The 16,212-nt window shown below is 63.4% G+C and carries 14 protein-coding genes; 12 read left to right on the top strand and 2 right to left on the bottom strand.

Annotated elements, in window-relative coordinates:
- Nucleotides 1-21 precede the first annotated feature (21 nt).
- The 4 genes from JFT44_RS17315 to JFT44_RS17300 all read left to right on the top strand — a co-directional run bounded on the left by JFT44_RS17315 (nucleotide 22) and on the right by JFT44_RS17300 (nucleotide 5,192).
- Nucleotides 22-1,410: an amidase gene (locus tag JFT44_RS17315; protein WP_057444291.1), complete on the top strand. Its 1,389-nt coding sequence runs from the start codon at nucleotides 22-24 to the stop codon at nucleotides 1,408-1,410.
- 95 nt (nucleotides 1,411-1,505) lie between these two features.
- Nucleotides 1,506-2,858, top strand: a complete 1,353-nt coding sequence (locus JFT44_RS17310) for a citrate-proton symporter (RefSeq protein WP_057960099.1) — start codon at nucleotides 1,506-1,508, stop codon at nucleotides 2,856-2,858.
- A gap of 92 nt (nucleotides 2,859-2,950) precedes the next feature.
- Nucleotides 2,951-4,297: an OprD family outer membrane porin gene (locus JFT44_RS17305; protein WP_198830956.1), complete on the top strand. Its 1,347-nt coding sequence runs from the start codon at nucleotides 2,951-2,953 to the stop codon at nucleotides 4,295-4,297.
- A 187-nt stretch (nucleotides 4,298-4,484) separates the two neighbouring features.
- Nucleotides 4,485-5,192 (top strand): alpha/beta hydrolase, encoded by a 708-nt coding sequence (locus JFT44_RS17300; protein ID WP_120733572.1) that lies wholly within the window; start codon nucleotides 4,485-4,487, stop codon nucleotides 5,190-5,192.
- A gap of 4 nt (nucleotides 5,193-5,196) precedes the next feature.
- Here JFT44_RS17300 and JFT44_RS17295 read toward each other — a convergent pair whose 3' ends face one another.
- Complete coding sequence (locus JFT44_RS17295; RefSeq protein WP_057960102.1) at nucleotides 5,197-6,102, bottom strand: LysR family transcriptional regulator; 906 nt, start codon at nucleotides 6,100-6,102, stop codon at nucleotides 5,197-5,199.
- Nucleotides 6,103-6,395: 293 nt separating this feature from the next.
- On the opposite strand from JFT44_RS17295, the gene JFT44_RS17290 reads away from it, so the two are divergent.
- From JFT44_RS17290 to JFT44_RS17255, 8 genes are all read left to right on the top strand, one after another.
- Nucleotides 6,396-7,163 carry a FadR/GntR family transcriptional regulator gene (locus JFT44_RS17290; protein WP_057441603.1) on the top strand — a complete coding sequence of 256 codons (768 nt, stop codon included), beginning with the start codon at nucleotides 6,396-6,398 and terminating at the stop codon, nucleotides 7,161-7,163.
- 149 nt (nucleotides 7,164-7,312) lie between these two features.
- A complete protein-coding gene (locus tag JFT44_RS17285; protein WP_186625944.1) occupies nucleotides 7,313-8,515 on the top strand; it encodes an ABC transporter substrate-binding protein in 1,203 nt (400 codons plus the stop codon).
- A 68-nt stretch (nucleotides 8,516-8,583) separates the two neighbouring features.
- Complete coding sequence (locus tag JFT44_RS17280) at nucleotides 8,584-9,444, top strand: branched-chain amino acid ABC transporter permease (protein WP_057960104.1); 861 nt, start codon at nucleotides 8,584-8,586, stop codon at nucleotides 9,442-9,444.
- A 1-nt stretch (nucleotide 9,445) separates the two neighbouring features.
- On the top strand, nucleotides 9,446-10,456 hold the full coding sequence (locus tag JFT44_RS17275; protein WP_115128584.1) for a branched-chain amino acid ABC transporter permease: 1,011 nt from the start codon (nucleotides 9,446-9,448) through the stop codon (nucleotides 10,454-10,456).
- A complete protein-coding gene (locus JFT44_RS17270; RefSeq protein WP_057441609.1) occupies nucleotides 10,453-11,202 on the top strand; it encodes an ABC transporter ATP-binding protein in 750 nt (249 codons plus the stop codon). Before JFT44_RS17275 ends, JFT44_RS17270 begins: the two co-directional genes overlap by 4 nt.
- Nucleotides 11,202-11,897: an ABC transporter ATP-binding protein gene (locus tag JFT44_RS17265; protein ID WP_120733574.1), complete on the top strand. Its 696-nt coding sequence runs from the start codon at nucleotides 11,202-11,204 to the stop codon at nucleotides 11,895-11,897. Before JFT44_RS17270 ends, JFT44_RS17265 begins: the two co-directional genes overlap by 1 nt.
- 13 nt (nucleotides 11,898-11,910) lie before the next feature.
- On the top strand, nucleotides 11,911-13,185 hold the full coding sequence (locus tag JFT44_RS17260) for a Zn-dependent hydrolase (RefSeq protein WP_198830955.1): 1,275 nt from the start codon (nucleotides 11,911-11,913) through the stop codon (nucleotides 13,183-13,185).
- A complete protein-coding gene (locus tag JFT44_RS17255) occupies nucleotides 13,182-14,585 on the top strand; it encodes an amidase (RefSeq protein ID WP_198830954.1) in 1,404 nt (467 codons plus the stop codon). Before JFT44_RS17260 ends, JFT44_RS17255 begins: the two co-directional genes overlap by 4 nt.
- A 56-nt stretch (nucleotides 14,586-14,641) precedes the next feature.
- Here JFT44_RS17255 and JFT44_RS17250 read toward each other — a convergent pair whose 3' ends face one another.
- Complete coding sequence (locus JFT44_RS17250; RefSeq protein WP_198830953.1) at nucleotides 14,642-16,150, bottom strand: M10 family metallopeptidase C-terminal domain-containing protein; 1,509 nt, start codon at nucleotides 16,148-16,150, stop codon at nucleotides 14,642-14,644.
- Between the last annotated feature and the right edge of the window lie 62 nt (nucleotides 16,151-16,212).

The raw sequence follows: 16,212 nt of genomic DNA, 5'->3' as shown, positions 1-16,212 counted from the left end.
CCCATCACCAGGAAGCGCTCAATGACCGACCTTCACGACCTCACGGCCGCGCAATTGCTGGCGCATTTCGCCAGTCGCCAGCTCTCCCCCATCGACTACTACGATCACCTGCTGGGCCATATCGACCGCTGGGAGCCGCAGATCCGCGCCCTGTATGCCTTCGATCCCGAGCAGGTGCGCCGGGAAGCCCAGGCCTCCACCGAGCGCTGGAACAAAGGCCAGCCCAATGGGGTGCTCGATGGCGTGCCCGTGACCATCAAGGAACTGGTGGCTACCGAAGGCACACCGATCCCCCTCGGCAGCGCCGCCACCCGCCTGACCCCGGCCCTCAGGGACGCCCCGCCCGCCGCGCGGATGCGGGAAGCCGGGGCGATTGTGCTGGCCAAGACCACTGTCCCGGATTTCGGCATGCTCTCCTCCGGCCTGTCGAGCTTCCATGGCATCACCCGCAACCCGTGGAACACTGCCAACAACACCGGCGGTTCCAGCTCGGGGGCTGCCGCTGCGGCCGCCGCCGGTTACGGGCCACTGCATATCGGCACCGACATCGGCGGCTCGGTGCGTTTGCCCGCCGCCTGGTGCGGCCTGGTGGGGTTCAAGCCGACCCTGGGGCGTATCCCGATTGACCCTTACTACACCGGGCGCACCGCCGGGCCCATGACCCGTACGGTGGACGACTGCGTGCTGATGATGCAGCACCTGGCCCGCCCCGATGCCCGCGACGCCACCAGCCTGCCGCCGCTCACCAGCGAGTGGAGCAACCAGCCGCTGTCGGTCAAGGGCCTGCGCGTCGGCTTGATGCTGGAACCCGGCGCCGGCCTGCAACCGGAAGGTTTCGTGTGTGAGGCGGTGGAACACGCCGCGCGCCTGTTCGAAGCCCATGGCGCCAAGGTCACGCTGATCCCGCCGATCATGGACCGCGCCCAGCTCGACGGCCTCGACCAATTCTGGCGCGCCCGGCAATGGGGCGACCTGTCGGCGTTGAGCAGCGAGCAATTCGATAAGGTCTTGCCGTACATCCGCGACTGGGCCGCGCCCGGTGCCGACATCAGCGGCGTGCAGGCGGTGCAGGGGTTCAACCAGACCTTCGAGATGCGCCGCCGCGCCGCCCAGGCCTTCAGCGACCTGGACCTGATCCTGTCGCCCACCAACCAGGTCAACGCGTTCCCCGCCGAATGGCCGTCACCGAGCAATGACCCGCAATTACCGTTCGAACACATCGTGTTCACCGTGCCCTGGAACATGGGCGAGCAACCGGCGCTGTCGATCAACTGTGGTTTCGCCGCCGATGGCATGCCCATCGGCCTGCAGATGATCGCACCGCGTTTTGCCGATATCTGGCTGCTGCAAATCGCAAAAACCTATGAGAGCTGGCGTGGCGCAATCCACCAATGGCCGAACCCGAACTGACCTTGACGCTGTAACTGAACTGCCCACCCACACGCCCGTTCCCTGGCCCCAAGGCCGGGGTCTGGACGACCTATAACTAAAATCGAGGGGCTGGTATGCACACTGAACAATTGACTCGCGAGGGTCCCGAGCACACACCCGAAACGCCATCGCCGGACGCCGGTCGCAAGAGCATCTTCGCTGTGGTGTTGGGTAATGCCGTGGAGTTTTTCGACTTTGGGGTCTATGCGACCTTCGCGGTGATGATCGGCCATACGTTTTTCCCGTCCGACAGCGCCTTCGTCAGCTTGATGCTCTCGGTCACAGCCTTTGGCATCGGCTTTATCGTACGGCCCCTGGGCGCGGTGCTGATTGGCGCCTACGCCGACCGCGTGGGGCGCAAGCCGGCGATGTTGTTGACCCTGGTGATGATGGCGGTGGGCACCGGCAGTATTGCGATATTGCCCGGCTACGAGACCATCGGGATTGCCGCGCCGATCCTGCTGGTGGTCACCCGCATGATTCAGGGCCTGGCCTGGGGCGGTGAAGCCGGCCCCGCCACCACCTATATCCTGGAAGCCGCGCCGCCGCACAAACGCGGCACCTATGCCTGCTGGCAAGTGGTCGCCCAGGGCGTCGCCGCCATGGCCGCCGGGCTGGTGGGTTACACCCTGACCAAAGTCATGTCCCCCGAAGACCTCAACAGCTGGGGCTGGCGCGTGCCGTTCGTGTTTGGCCTGCTGGTGTTGCCGATTGGTATCTATATCCGCCGCAACCTGGCCGAGACCTTCCACGGCCAGGGCGAAACCACCAGCACCGGCGACCTGGTGCGCGAAGTCTGCGGCAAGCATCGACGCGCGCTGGTCCTGGGCCTGCTGATCCTTTCGGGCAGCACCATCACCCAGTACTTCCTCAACTACATGACCACCTTTGCCCTGACTGAGCTGAAGCTGCCCACCAGTATTTCCATGCTCTCAACCCTGGTGGCCGGTGCGGCCATGGCGGTGTGCGCAGTGGCTGGCGGCATGTTGTGCGACCGTTTCGGGCGCCGGGTGATCCTGATGACGCCCCGGGTGGTGCTGTTGCTGATCCTGTTCCCGGCCTTGCAATTGATGACCGAACACCCCAGCCCGTCGACCTTCCTCCTGACCCTGGCGCTGCTGTCCGGCCTGCATGGCATGAGCGGCGCGGCGTTGATCGTGTTGCTGGTGGAAAGCTTCCCCAAATCCGTGCGTTCCACCGGTTTCTCCATCGTCTACGCCTTCGGTGTGGCGGCGTTTGGCGGCACCGCACAGATCATCATCACCTGGCTGATCGGCACCACGGGCGACCCGATGTCACCGGTGTGGTACCTGCTGATCGCCAACCTGGTGTGCCTCACCGCCGCCTGGTTCGCCAAGGAAACCCGGCCTGTGCTGCCCGGCACCCCGGCCCGCGAAACCCGGCTCAGAGAAGCCCCGGTTCGCTGATCGCTTTATCCCTACTGTGGCAAGACCACTTGCCACAGGTACTGTGCCCGGCCTCAGCGGTCGCCTTACTCTTCTTTGTGTGGGGATTCACCATGTATCCACGTCTTTTCCTGGCCGCCGCCCTGGCGTCCGGTACCCAGGCTTTTGCTCAAGAAAACGCCCAGGCCAGCGCCCCCGGCTTTATCGACGGCAGCAGCCTGGACCTGAACCTGCGTCACTACTACTCCAACCAGCACACCCAGCGCAGCACCTACCTGAGCATCCAGAAACCCGCCGGCATCGAACGCACCCGCGTGCGTGAAACCTGGGTGCAGACCGCCATGCTCAAGTACAGCTCCGGCTACACCCAGGGCGTGATTGGCGTGGGGGTCGATATCGGCGTATTCAGCGCGGTCAACCTGCAGCGCGGGCATGGCAAGGTGGCCAATGGCGGTGACCGCGTGCTGGTGGACAGCGACGGCGATGCGATCCCGACCTGGAGCCGGCTGGGGGTGGGCGATGTGCGGTTTCGCCTGTCCAACACCGAGCTCAAGGCCGGGCGCTTGATGACCGATAACCCGATCCTGCGCTACAAGGACAACCGCGCCCTGCCCTCCAGCTTCCAGGGCGTGGGCCTGTACAGCAACGAACGGGACTGGCTGTCGGTGCAGGGCGGCAGCTTCGACCGGGCCATCCCGCGCACCGGCACCGGCGCCGAACGCCTGACCACCACCTTTGGCAACCGCGCCTACAGCGGCGCGCGCATCAGCTACCTGGGGGCCACGCTCAAGCCGGGCTACGGCCTGGAAGCCAGCCTCTACGGCTCGCGCTTCGAGGACATGTGGGACCAGTACTACCTGGGGCTGACCCACCGTATCGGCGACAAAAACGCGGTGGCGCTCAAGACCGCCCTGCACTACTACCACACTCAGGATTCCGGCCAGCAGCGCCTGGGTTACATCGACAACGACGCCGCCAGCCTGGCCGTGACCGCCAACCACCAGGCCCACAGCCTGACCCTGGCCTGGCAACAGGTGTTCGGCAACGAGTACTTCGACTATGCGTGGGAGTCCACCGGCAACTACATGGCCAACTCGCTGTACTCGGACTACAACGGCCCCAACGAAAAATCCTGGCAACTGCGCTACGACCTCGACCTGGCCACCTACGGCGTGCCCGGCCTGACCGCCAGCCTGTGGCACGCCAAGGGTTGGGGCATCGACGGCACGCACTACGAGGGGGATCGCAATGGCCACAACACCGGCTATAACGTGCGCGGCCTGGATAACGCCAAGCACAATGAAAACGGCTTGATGCTGGCCTACGTGGTGCAATCGGGGAAATTGAAGAACACCGTACTGCGCACCATCGTCTACAACCACCGCGCTAGCGGCGGTCAAATTGACGGCAGCTACGACGAGTTCCGGATCGTCGGCAACTTCCCCATCAACCTGTTCTGACACCCGCCCGTCGGCACCAGTCAATGCCGACGGGTAATATTCAGAATTCTTACACCCTGCATGAGACTGCTCCGGCATTGGCTCGCCGCTGCGCTTGGTAAAAAGCCTGTCCCCTACGGACGGTTACCCAGGAACGCGGATGAAACCTTTGAAAGCAGCAGCGCTTTGCATCATCAGTGGATGGTTAATGCTCTTGAGTTCCCCCGGCCATGCCGCACCGCCGGGTATCGAGTGGCTGGTGGATTGCCCGCGCCTGCCCGGGCGGGCCCTTGACCAGGAGGTGATGGCACGCACCCAGTGCGGCATCGTCACCGTGCCGCAAAACCATCAGGCCGCGGACGCACGCACGTTGCGCCTGACCCTCACCCGGGTCGGTGCCCGTCAGCCTCTGGAGCGTCGGGGTGTGATCTTCACCCGCCCGGCTACCGCACAAGCGGATTTGCGCGGGGTGTTCGCGGTGCACCTGGCCACAGTCTGGAAGTACTACAACACCGAGGCGTACCGGACGCTGACCCAGTTCTACGATGTCATCGAGTTGAGCCCGCGCAACGCCCGCACAGCAGCCGACAACGAGCAATCGGCCTGGGACATGGATTTCGTACGCCAGCAACTGGGTGAGCAACGGATCAGCTTCCTGGGCATCGCCCAAGGCAACGTGCTCGGTGCCGGGTACGCCGGGCTGTTTGCCGATCGCATCGAACGCATGGTGCTGGTAGAGCCCGATGAGGCTGCCACCCCGGCGTTCGAATCCCTGCCCGCCACATTGCGGCTCAAGGGGCCTTATCTACAGGGCAGTTCCGTCGTCGATGCCAGCCGCTGCGTAAATCGTTGGGCGGGTGTCTACCTGGCACACGGCAGGCAGCCACCGCCGGCAAGCGACTGCCTGGGCAACTGAGGCTTCAGTCCACCAGCGCACAACGCTGCATCGCGCTGGCCAGCATTTCCTGGCACTTGAGCACCGCCACCGAGCGCGGCCGGTTGCGGTACCCGCACAGGTCGATGCGGATTCGCCCCAGGTGCTCATCGGCAATCGGCACCGCCACCAGGCCATCGCCCAGGTCGCGGGCGTCGGCATCCACCTGGGGCAGGATCAACACCGCCGCCCGTTGCCGGGCCAGGCTTTTCTGCACTTCCAGGGAGCTGGTGGTAAACACCGGCTGGATCGTCACTCCGCGTTTTTTTGCTGCCATCTCCAGGGCCTGGCGCACGCCGTACGCCGAGTCAGGAATGGCCAGGGGCTGGCCTTCAAGTTCGCGCAGTTCGATGCTGTCGCGCTGGGCAAAGGGGTGCTCGGCACTGACCAGCACCCGGTGCCACAACTCGCATTGTGCGGTGACTTCCACGTCGGCCCGTTCCTGCAGATAGAACGCCAGGCCCAGGTCGGCCTCGCCACTGCACAGGGCGTCGAGGGTGGCCGAGGCGCTGGCGATCACGATATTGAAGGTGACCTTGGGGTGCGCCCGGTAAAACGCCGCAAGCACCGGCGCCAGCACTGTGGAAACGATACTTTCTGACACATGGATGCTGATGTTACCCGCCACCTGACTCTGCCGGCTGGCGATCACATCGCGCACCTGATCGAGGCCGCGCAGGGTGCTGGTGACCTGCTCGGCCAGGCACTCACCCTCCACCGTCAGGCGGATACCGCGCGGGCCGCGCTCAATCAGGGCGGCGCCAAAGAAGTGTTCGAGGTGTTCAATCTGCCGGCTGACGGCAGTGGGCGTGACGTACAAACGCTCGGCCGCCTTACGCAACGAGGCGCAGCGCGCCACCTCGTGAAAATACCGCAAGGCTCGTAATTGCATGCTCGGGTGCTCCTGCACAAAGACTGGAGCGCTATGGCAGGCAATTACTGCGCCAGGCTCAAATTTTATGAGCACGACACATCAACTGTGGGAGGGGGCTTGCTCGCGAATGCAGTGGGTCAGTGATGGATATGTCGGCTGATACACCGCATTCGCGAGCAAGCCCGCTCCCACATGGGGGCATGGACGTGGTTTACGACCTGTTTTAACTGAAAACGACCCCTGCCGTTGACGCCCCGCCCCAACCCCTATTAAGTGCTATTTATCCGCATTAATACGATAAATAGAAAACCATGCTCAGCCGCCCCCTGCGACGCAAACGCCAGAAGCTTTCCGATGTGATTGTCGAGTCGGTCAAGCGCTCGATCGTCACCGATGCCTTGAAGCCCGGCGACCGCTTGCCCACCGAGCGCGAATTGATGGAGAGCTTCCAATGCTCCAAGGGCTCGGCCCGCGAAGCGCTCAAGGCCCTGGAGGTCGAAGGCCTGGTCAGCACCCGCACCGGCCCTACCGGTGGCGCGTACCTGAACCAGGCCGGCACGGAGCCGGCCAGCCGCGCCTTGCGCAACTACCTGCACTTCCAGCACCTGGATGGCGAGCAGGTGTACCAACTGCGCAAGGTAATCGAGGTGGAACTGGCAGTGTCAGTGCTGGGCCGCTTGAGCGAAGACGACTATCGCGCCCTGCAAGACAACGTGGACTTTTGCAGCGCGCCGGAAGACAGCGAGGCCGGCCAGCGCGAGCAGCGCCTGGCGGAGCTGGAGTTCCACAACCTGCTGGCCAGGGCCTGCCCCAATCCGTTGCTGAGTTTTATGGCGCAGTTCCTCAACGACCTGCTGCGCGACCTGGTGGTGCTGAAAAAAGCCTACAAGCCCAAGCGCAAGCAATTCGACGCGGCCAACCTGGACTATCACAAGCAACTGCTGAGCGCGTTTCGCGCCAACGATGAAGCGGCCGTGCGCAGCCTGATGCATGAACACATGTGCGACGCCGAACACCACATGACCGCGCTGGAAGGCCAGGTCAGCCCACACTTTTTGCTGGAGTTCGACCACTCCTGAAAACACCCCAAATCCCCTGTAGGAGCTGGCTTGCCTGCGCCTACAGTTTTGACCGTGTTTCACCTCAATAAAAAAGGCCTGCCCACAGGCCGTGCTCCACCGTATCGCCATTGCCACTCCTGCCAATAACTAAACCAGGGAGTCACCCCATGCAGCGTCGTACGTTGTTGAAAGCCAGCCTCACCGCCGCCGCCGCGCTCAGCCTTCCGCTGAGCGTGCGCAGTGCATTCGCCGCCGAACCGTTTACCTTTTACGGCCTCAAGTCCATGTCTGGCGCCTTTGCCAGCTATGGCAAGTTTGCCGACATGGGTTCACGCTTGGCGGTGGCCCAGTACCCCGAACTTCTCGGGCGCCCACTGAACTACAAGGTGATCGACACCGAAGGCAACGCCGGCAAGGCGGTGCGCAAGGTCCAGGAGGCGATCGGCCAGGACGGCGCGCGGTTCTTCCAGGGCTGCACCCTGTCGTCCTCGGCACTGGCAGTGGCCAAGGAAGTGGACAAGGTTGGCGGTGTGTTCATGACCCCGGTGGGCGCTGACGAAGTCACCGGCAAGGACTGCAACAGTGCGACCTTCCGCTGGTCGGTGCCCACCTATGGCGCGATCCGCGAAACCCTGGTGCCGCTGATCAAGCTGCTGCCCGAGGCCAAGCGCTGGTACACCATCACCCCGCAATACGTGTTCGGCGAAGCCTTGCTCGAAGGCGCCAAGAGCGTGCTGGCCGAAAACGGCCTGGAGCATGTGGGCAACAGCTATCACTCATTGCAGGAACAGGAATTCTCCGGCTACCTGACCAACGCCATCGCCGCCCGGCCCGACGTGCTGGTGTTGCTGAATTTCGGCAGCCAGTCCTCCAACACCCTGCGCCAGGCCGTCAACTTCGGTATCAAGGAGCGCATGAAAGTGCTGCTGGTGTGGTCCGCCGGCCTCGACCAGTTCCAGGAGCTGGGCAGTGATGTACTCGAAGGCGTGTACCTCGGCGCGCAGTATTGGCACCAGGTCGATACCCCGCTCAACCGTGAGCTGGTCAAGCTGACCCAGGCCAAATACGGGATCAACCCCACCTACCCGCTGGCCGCTGACTACATCAGCACCAAAGTCATGCTCGACACCATCAAGGCCACCGGCAGCTTCGACGGCCCCACCGTGGCCAAGGCCATGCAGGGCCTGAGCTACGACGGCCCGACCGGCAAGGAAACGATCCGCGCCGGCGACCACCAGGTGATCAAGGATTACTACCTGCTGGTGGGCAAGGCCACGGGCGACATGGCCGACAAGGATGACCTGGCCAAAGTCCTCAGCTCCGGCCAGTCGTTCCCACCGGTAGAAGCCACGGGCTGCAAGCTCGGCTGATCCGCCCACTTTCACCGGTAACACACGACAGGGTCGTTGACCGCGGCCGCCTGTTGGAGGATTCCTGCATGCTCAATCTTTACCTGTTCCAGATTCTCAATGGCCTGGGCCTGGGGATGATCTACTTCCTGATTGCGGTCGGGCTGACGATCATTTTCGGCCTGCTGAACTTCGTCAACTTCGCCCACGGCGCGTTTTTTTTGCTGGGGGCGTACATCTGCTACACCGCCGTCAGCCTCACCGAAAGCTTCTGGCTGGCCCTGCTGATCGCGCCGCTGGTGGTGGCCGCGCTGGCGTGGCTGATCGAGCGATTATTGATCCAGCGGATCTACCACCTGCCGCACATGTTCCAGATCCTCGTGACCCTGGGTATCGCGCTGATCATCCAGGAAGCCAGCGTGATGATCTGGGGCCCAGTGGGCAAAAGCGTCGCCGTGCCGGAACTGCTGCGCGGGGTGCTGGTGGTCGGCGACTTCGTGTACCCCTACTACCGCCTGTTTTTGATTGTGTTCTCGGGGCTGGTGGGCCTGGGCCTGTGGCTGCTGCTGGAGCGCACGCGCTTTGGCGCCCTGGTGCGGGCCGGCAGTGAAAGTACCGAGACCGTGTCGCTGCTGGGCACCAATATTTTCCGCCTGTTCTCCATGACCTTCGCCCTCGGCGTGGCCCTGGCCGGGATCGCCGGGGTGCTGTTTGCCCCGTTGCGTGGCGCCCAGCCCTTTGTCGGCCCGGAGATCCTCGGCATCGCCTTTGTGGTGGTGGTGATCGGTGGCATGGGCTCGTTCGGCGGCGCCCTGGTGGGCGGCCTGCTGGTGGGCGTGGTGCAGAGCCTGATGACCACCCTGTGGCCCCAAGGCGCGAGCCTGATGATCTACGGCGCCATGGCCGTGGTGATTCTGGTACGCCCTTACGGCCTGTTCGGGAGAGCCTGACATGAGCGAGAAAAATCCCCTGCCGTTTGCTAAAACTCAATCCAAGGCCATGTTGCTGTGGGTGCTGGCGGTACTGATCGGCCTGCCGTTGATCCTGCCCTCGGCAACCCTGGCCACCGAGATCCTGATCTTTGCCCTCGCCGCCCTGGCCTGCAACCTGTTGCTGGGCTACACCGGACTGCTGTCGTTCGGCCAAGGCATCTTCTTCGGCGCCGGTGCCTATTGCGCCGCCTTGCTGATGATCCACTTGCAACTGGGCCTGTTCAGCGCGCTACTCGGCGCGGCCCTGGTCGGCGGGTTCCTGGCCTTCCTGGTGGGCGCCCTGGCGATCCGCCGCACCGGCATCTATTTCGTGATGCTGACCTTGGCCTTCAGCCAGATGGCCTACTTCCTGGCCTACACCCTGAGCGACTGGACCGGTGGCGACAACGGCCTGCTCAGTGTGCCGCGCCCGGAAATCCGTATCGGTGACACAGTGCTGCTGTCCCTGGCCGACGCCCGGGTGTTCTATGGCTTTGTCGCGGTGCTGTTCCTGCTGATCTTTATCGGCGCGCGCCGGGTGATCGCCTCGCCGTTCGGCAGCACGCTGATGGCGATCCGCGAAAACGAAACCCGCGCCTCGGCCATCGGCTACGACACGCGCCACTTCAAGATCCTGGTGTTTGTGCTGTCTGGCGCGGTCACCGGGATCGCCGGGGCGCTGTACGCCATGCTCCTGCACTTTGTGCCGCTGTCCAACATCGACCTGGTGATGTCGGAAAACATCCTGATCATGACCATCGTCGGCGGCACCGGCTCGCTGTTCGGCTCGTTGCTGGGGGCCGGTTCCATCGTGCTGCTGGGGGACTTTCTCTCCGACCTGTGGCCGCGCTGGCTGATGCTGCTGGGGGTGATCCTGATCCTGGTGGTGATCTTTATGCGCGGAGGCTTGTGGGGCGGCCTGTCGGCGCTGTTCGAACGTGTGCGTGGCAGCCGCAAGGCCGCCGCCGTGACCAAGGAGGAGCTGCTATGAGCATCCTGTTGGAAACCAAAGACCTGGAACTGGCCTACGGCGCCTTCCATGCCGTCAACGGCGTCAACCTCAAGGTCGAAGCCGGCACCATCCACACCATTATCGGCCCCAACGGCGCCGGCAAGACCAGCCTGTTTCACTGCCTGACCGGCGAACGCCAGGCCACCGCCGGGGCGATTCATTTCGACGGCCAGAACCTGATGCGCAAGCCGGCCCACAGCCGCGTCGGCCTGGGCATGGCGCGTTCGTTCCAGCTCACCAGCCTGTTCCAGAACCTCAGCGTGCGCGAAAACCTGCGCCTGGCCGCCCAGGGCCGTGACGGCGCACGCGCCCTGAACTTCTGGCGCCGCGTGGACAGTAAGCGTGAACACCTGGAGATGGCCGACCAGGTCCTGGAGCGTCTGCAACTCACCGCCCGCGCCGAGACCCTGGCCGGCGAGCTGTCCCACGGCCAGCAGCGTGTGCTGGAGGTGGGCATGTCGATTTGCTCCAAGCCCAAGCTGTTGATGCTCGACGAGCCCACGTCGGGCATGGGCATCGACGACATCCCAATCATGACCCAACTGATCAGCGACCTGGGCCGCGACCATACGGTGCTGCTGATCGAGCACAACATGAGCATCGTCATGTCCATCAGCCAACGCATCACTGTGATGAGCCACGGGCAGATCCTGGTCGAGGGCACACCGGAATTCGTGCGCGCCGACGAGCGCGTGCGCAGTGCTTACCTGGGGGAGGCCGCCTGATGCTGACCGTCGACAATATCCATTCCTACTACGACAAGAGCCACGTCCTCGAGGGCGTGTCCCTGACTGTCAATCCCGGCGAACTGGTGACCCTGCTCGGCCGTAACGGCGCCGGCAAGACCACCACCCTGCGCAGCATCCTGGGGATTATCTGCCCGCGCCAGGGGCAGATTCACTTCAACGGCAAACCGCTGGTGGGGCAGAAAATCTTTGAAATTGCCCGCCAGGGATTAGCGCTGGTGCCGGAGAACCGCGGGATTTTCCGCCTGCTTACGGTCGAGGAAAACCTGCGCATTGCCGTGCGCAAGACCAGCCGTTGGCAGATGGAGGACGTGTACACGATGTTCCCGCGCCTCAAGGAGCGGCGCAAAAACGCCGGGCATGCGTTGTCCGGTGGCGAGCAGCAGATGCTCGCCATCGCCCGCGCCCTGCTCAACGATCCCAAGCTGCTGATCCTCGACGAACCCACCGAGGGCTTGGCCCCGGTGATCGTCGACGAACTGGTGAAGATCCTGCGCAAGATCAAGGACGACGGCCTGCCAGTGCTGCTGGTGGAGCAGAACCTGTTGGTCTGCGACAAGCTCGCCGACCGCCACTACGTACTCGAACAGGGCCGCGTGGTCTACGAAGGCAGCGCCGAGGCGTTTCGCGCCGACCCGACGATCAAGAACCGCTACCTGGCCCTGAGTGCCTGACCGGAGACTGCTGATGAATAGTTTTGCGCAACCGCTCCAGAGCAACGCCCCGCTGATCAACCGCGACCGCCTGTGGCAATCCTTGATGGACCTGGCCCAACTCGGCGCCACGGCCAAAGGCGGCGTGTGCCGCCTGGCCCTGACCGACCTCGACCGCCAGGCCCGCGACCTGTTTGTGCAGTGGTGCACAGCGGCCGGGTGCAGTGTCAGCGTGGATGCGATCGGCAATATCTTTGCCCGCCGCGCCGGGCGTAACCCCAACCTGCCACCGGTGATGACCGGCAGCCACATCGACACCCAGCCCACCGGCGGCAAGTTCGATGGATGCTATGGGGTGATGGCCGGCCTGGAAGTGATCCGCACCTTGAATGACTTGGGCGTGGAAACCGAAGCGCCGATTGATGTGGTGGTGTGGACCAACGAGGAAGGCTCACGCTTCCCGCCGTGCATGATGGGCTCGGGAGTGTTTGCCGGCAAATTCGACCTGCAGGAAACCCTCGACAAACAGGATGAGCAAGGTCTGTCGGTGGGCGCCGAGCTGCAGCGCATCGGCTACGCCGGCCCGCGTGCGGTGCTCGGGCACCCGGTGGGCGCCTACTTCGAGGCGCATATCGAACAGGGCCCGGTCCTCGAAGATCAGGCCATCACCCTCGGCGTGGTCATGGGCTGCCTGGGCCAGAAGTGGTTCGACCTGACCTTCACCGGCGTCGAAGCCCACGCCGGCCCCACGCCCATGCGCCTGCGCAAGGACGCCCTGGTGGGTGCCGCGCAGGTGGTCAGTGCGGTCAACCGCATTGCCCATCAACAGCAACCCCACGCCTGCGGCACGGTCGGCTGCCTGACCCTGCATCCGGGCTCGCGCAACGTGATTCCCGGCCAAGTGCAGATGACCATCGACCTGCGCCACCTGCATGCCGACAAGCTGCAGGCCATGGTCGATGAAGTGCGTGAAGTGATCGAAGCCACAGCCAAGCAGCATGGTTTGAGCTATGAATTGACGCCCACCGCCGACTTCCCGCCGCTGGACTTTCATCCGACCTGCGTCAACGCCGTGCGCGATGCCGCCCAGGTGCTGGGCCTGAGCCACATGGACATTGTCAGCGGCGCCGGGCACGACGCAATTTTTGTCGCTGAACTGGGCCCGGCCGGGATGATTTTTGTGCCGTGCGAAGGCGGTATCAGCCACAACGAAATCGAAAACGCCGCGCCGGATGATTTGGCCGCCGGCTGCGCGGTGCTGCTGCGGGCCATGGTCAATGCCGCGCAACAGGGAGGTGACGCAGCATGACGCAGATCGCCAACCTGACGGCTGTAGAACTGCTGGCACGCTACCGGAATAAGAGCCTGTCGCCGGTGGAAGTGACCGAAGACACTCTGCTGCGCATCGAGCGCTACAACCCGGTGGTCAACGCGTACTGCCATGTCGACCCCGAGGGCGCCTTGAACGCCGCACGGGCTTCGGAGCAGCGCTGGTTCCAGGGCGCGCCCTGCGGGGCATTGGACGGGGTGCCGGCGTCGATCAAGGACTTGACCCTGACGGTAGGCATGCCCACACGCAAGGGCTCACGCACCTCCTCCGCCACCGGGCCGTGGGACGTTGACGCGCCGTTTTCGGCGTTTATGCGCAAGGCCGGCGCCGTGTTGCTGGGCAAGACCACCACCCCGGAATTCGGCTGGAAAGGCGTCACCGACAACCCGCTGTACGGCATCACCCGCAACCCCTGGGACACGCGCACCACAGCCGGTGGTTCGTCCGGCGGCGCGGGTGCAGCGGCGGCGCTGAACCTTGGCGTGTTGCACCAGGGCAGCGATGCTGGCGGCTCGATCCGCATTCCCTGCGCCTTTACCGGCACCTTCGGGATCAAGCCGACCTTTGGCTACGTACCGCAATGGCCGGCCAGCTCGATGACGATCCTCTCGCACCTGGGGCCGATGACCCGCACCGTGGAAGATGCAGTGCTGATGCTGCAAACCGTGGCCCAACCGGATGCCCGGGACGGCCTGATCGGCGCGCCGCGCAACACGCCATGGCTCAAGCCGGGCACGGACCTCAAGGGCCTGCGCATCGCCTACAGCCCGGATTTTGGTTACGTGGACGTCGATCCGCAGGTGGCCGAGGTGGTCGCCCAAGCGGTCGCGGGCCTGGTGCAACTGGGAGCGCATGTCGAACAGATCGACCCGGGCTTCAGCGATCCGCTGGAGGTGTTCAGTACCCTGTGGTGTGCCGGCGCGGCGCGCCTGACCGGGCAGTTGACCGACGCCCAGTGCGAGCTGCTCGACCCCGGCCTGCTGCGCATTGCGCAACAGGGCGAACGCCTCGGCCTGGCCGACTTCAGCGCCGCCCTGGAGGCCCGGGCGGCATTGGTGGCGCGCATGGCGGCGTTCCATGAGCACTACGACCTACTGGTCTCGCCGATGCTGCCAATCACCGCCTTTGACGCCGGGCATAACGTGCCACCGGGCTCCGGGCTGGGCGAGTGGATGGAGTGGACGCCTTTCAGCTATCCGTTCAACCTCACCCAGCAACCGGCGGCCTCGGTGCCGTGCGGGCTGGCGGCCAATGGTTTGCCGGTGGGCTTGCATGTGGTGGGGGCGCGGTTTGCCGATGAGCAGGTGCTGCGGGTGTGCCAGGCGTATGCCAGGGCGTTCCCGACCCAGCATTTGCAAGCACCGCATACGCCCACCTGAAACGCGATCACCTGCAGGAGCCGGCTGACCGGCTCCGACTACAGGTTGCTGCGGGCTTAGGCTTTGATATCGGAGCCCTTCAAAGGCTGCTCACTATCAATCTTGAGCAGGAAGTCGGCGCGACGATCACCGTTCAGGTCAATCTGCAGCGTGGACTGATGGGCTTGAGCGTCGTACTCCAAAATGGCCTGTCGACCTTCACCGGTAAACCGGCTGACGAACCTCATGGGTTTTTCCGCAATGTCACGCCTCGGCGCTGATTCAACTCCATGCAGCGCTTCATCAACCACTGAAACGTCACGCTCATCCACATAAGTAGCCTCTGGCCCCGTCGCCCGCAGGTTGGACACGTCGATCTTGTCCTTGCCCGACACGAAGTCGGTGATTCGATCAGGACTCTGCGGTGTCGATTGCTGCGCATTCAAGAACAGGTAGGAGTTCCTGCCACCGCCGCCAGTCAATATGTTCTGGGTAAGGTTGCTGATAAAAATATCGTTTCCCGCCCCACCCTTGGCGTTTTCGATGGTCGTGCCCTTGGCAATGAATACATTCTTTTTCATCCCGCCGACATCCGACGGTGCGCCTTCGTTGAGATTGATCACCTGATTATCGTTAAACCCAGAAAAATCCAGCGTGTCTACACCACCACCGTCCCAGACTGTAAACACCGGAGCGTCTCTGGATGAACTCAAACGATAAGCCTCACGGTCGGCATTGGAGTTGAAGCCATAGGTGTTATCGCCCGTCCGGGTTTCGTGGTTCGCCCCGTAGAGTTTCTGGATGGCGGCCATGTCATCCACCATCGGTGTAGAGGGCTGGTAGTTGATGCCGTTTTTTACGAAGGACTGGCCAGTATGCTGCTCACTCCAGTAGCTCATGATGCTATGCCCGCTGGTGTCCTCCGCGTAGGTAGCCGTCGCGTAACTCGAACCTGTAGGAAGGCTTCTGAACGGGTGCGACAACCCCAGGGAATGCCCCAGTTCGTGGGCGGTGGTTCTGTGCCCGTCGTTGGAATGGCTGGGGGCTGTATGGACCTCATCCGATCCGGCCAGCCATATTTCAGAGGCTGCACCGAACCGTGGAATACGCGGGTTTGCCGCCAGATATCGCTGTGTCGTTTCAGAAGGCAGCGTCGTCGCGAAAGCGTTTTTGCCGTCAGCGCTTTCATTGAAGTTTCCAAAGTTGATATTGCCCTCACTCACCGCTCCCTGAGCCTGTTCGGTGAAGCGCACATTCGCCACATCCGACCATTGGTCCATGGCCTGCCGCGCTGAATCCTTCTGGGCCTGATTGAATTCACTGAACCCACTCAGGCCCAATGCCCGAAAAAACGGCCCGGCCGTCGTTCGAAACTGGTAGGTGACATCAGTTTTTCCATCACCATTGGTATCGTGCCAACGAGAATTGTCACGGGTTATCTCATCGGCGGCCTGCTCGACGGTATATGAAGGTTTGCCGTTGATTGTGCGTTCGCCACCGCGTTGATCGTGGTGAAGGACACGATCCAAGTGAGTCACGGTATTGCTGGCAAAGGGAGAAAGGTTAAACGTTGTTGAAGTCGACATGTTGCGTCTCCTTTTCACTGGTGCAGTGAAGTGGTGAGAAATGCCGGGGGACGAGCCCGCCT

Origin of the sequence: Pseudomonas sp. MF5691 (genome assembly GCF_016405645.1) — a bacterium.
GTDB classification, from domain to species: Bacteria; Pseudomonadota; Gammaproteobacteria; order Pseudomonadales; family Pseudomonadaceae; genus Aquipseudomonas; species Aquipseudomonas shahriarae.
This window is presented reverse-complemented; position numbering and strand designations above follow the sequence as displayed.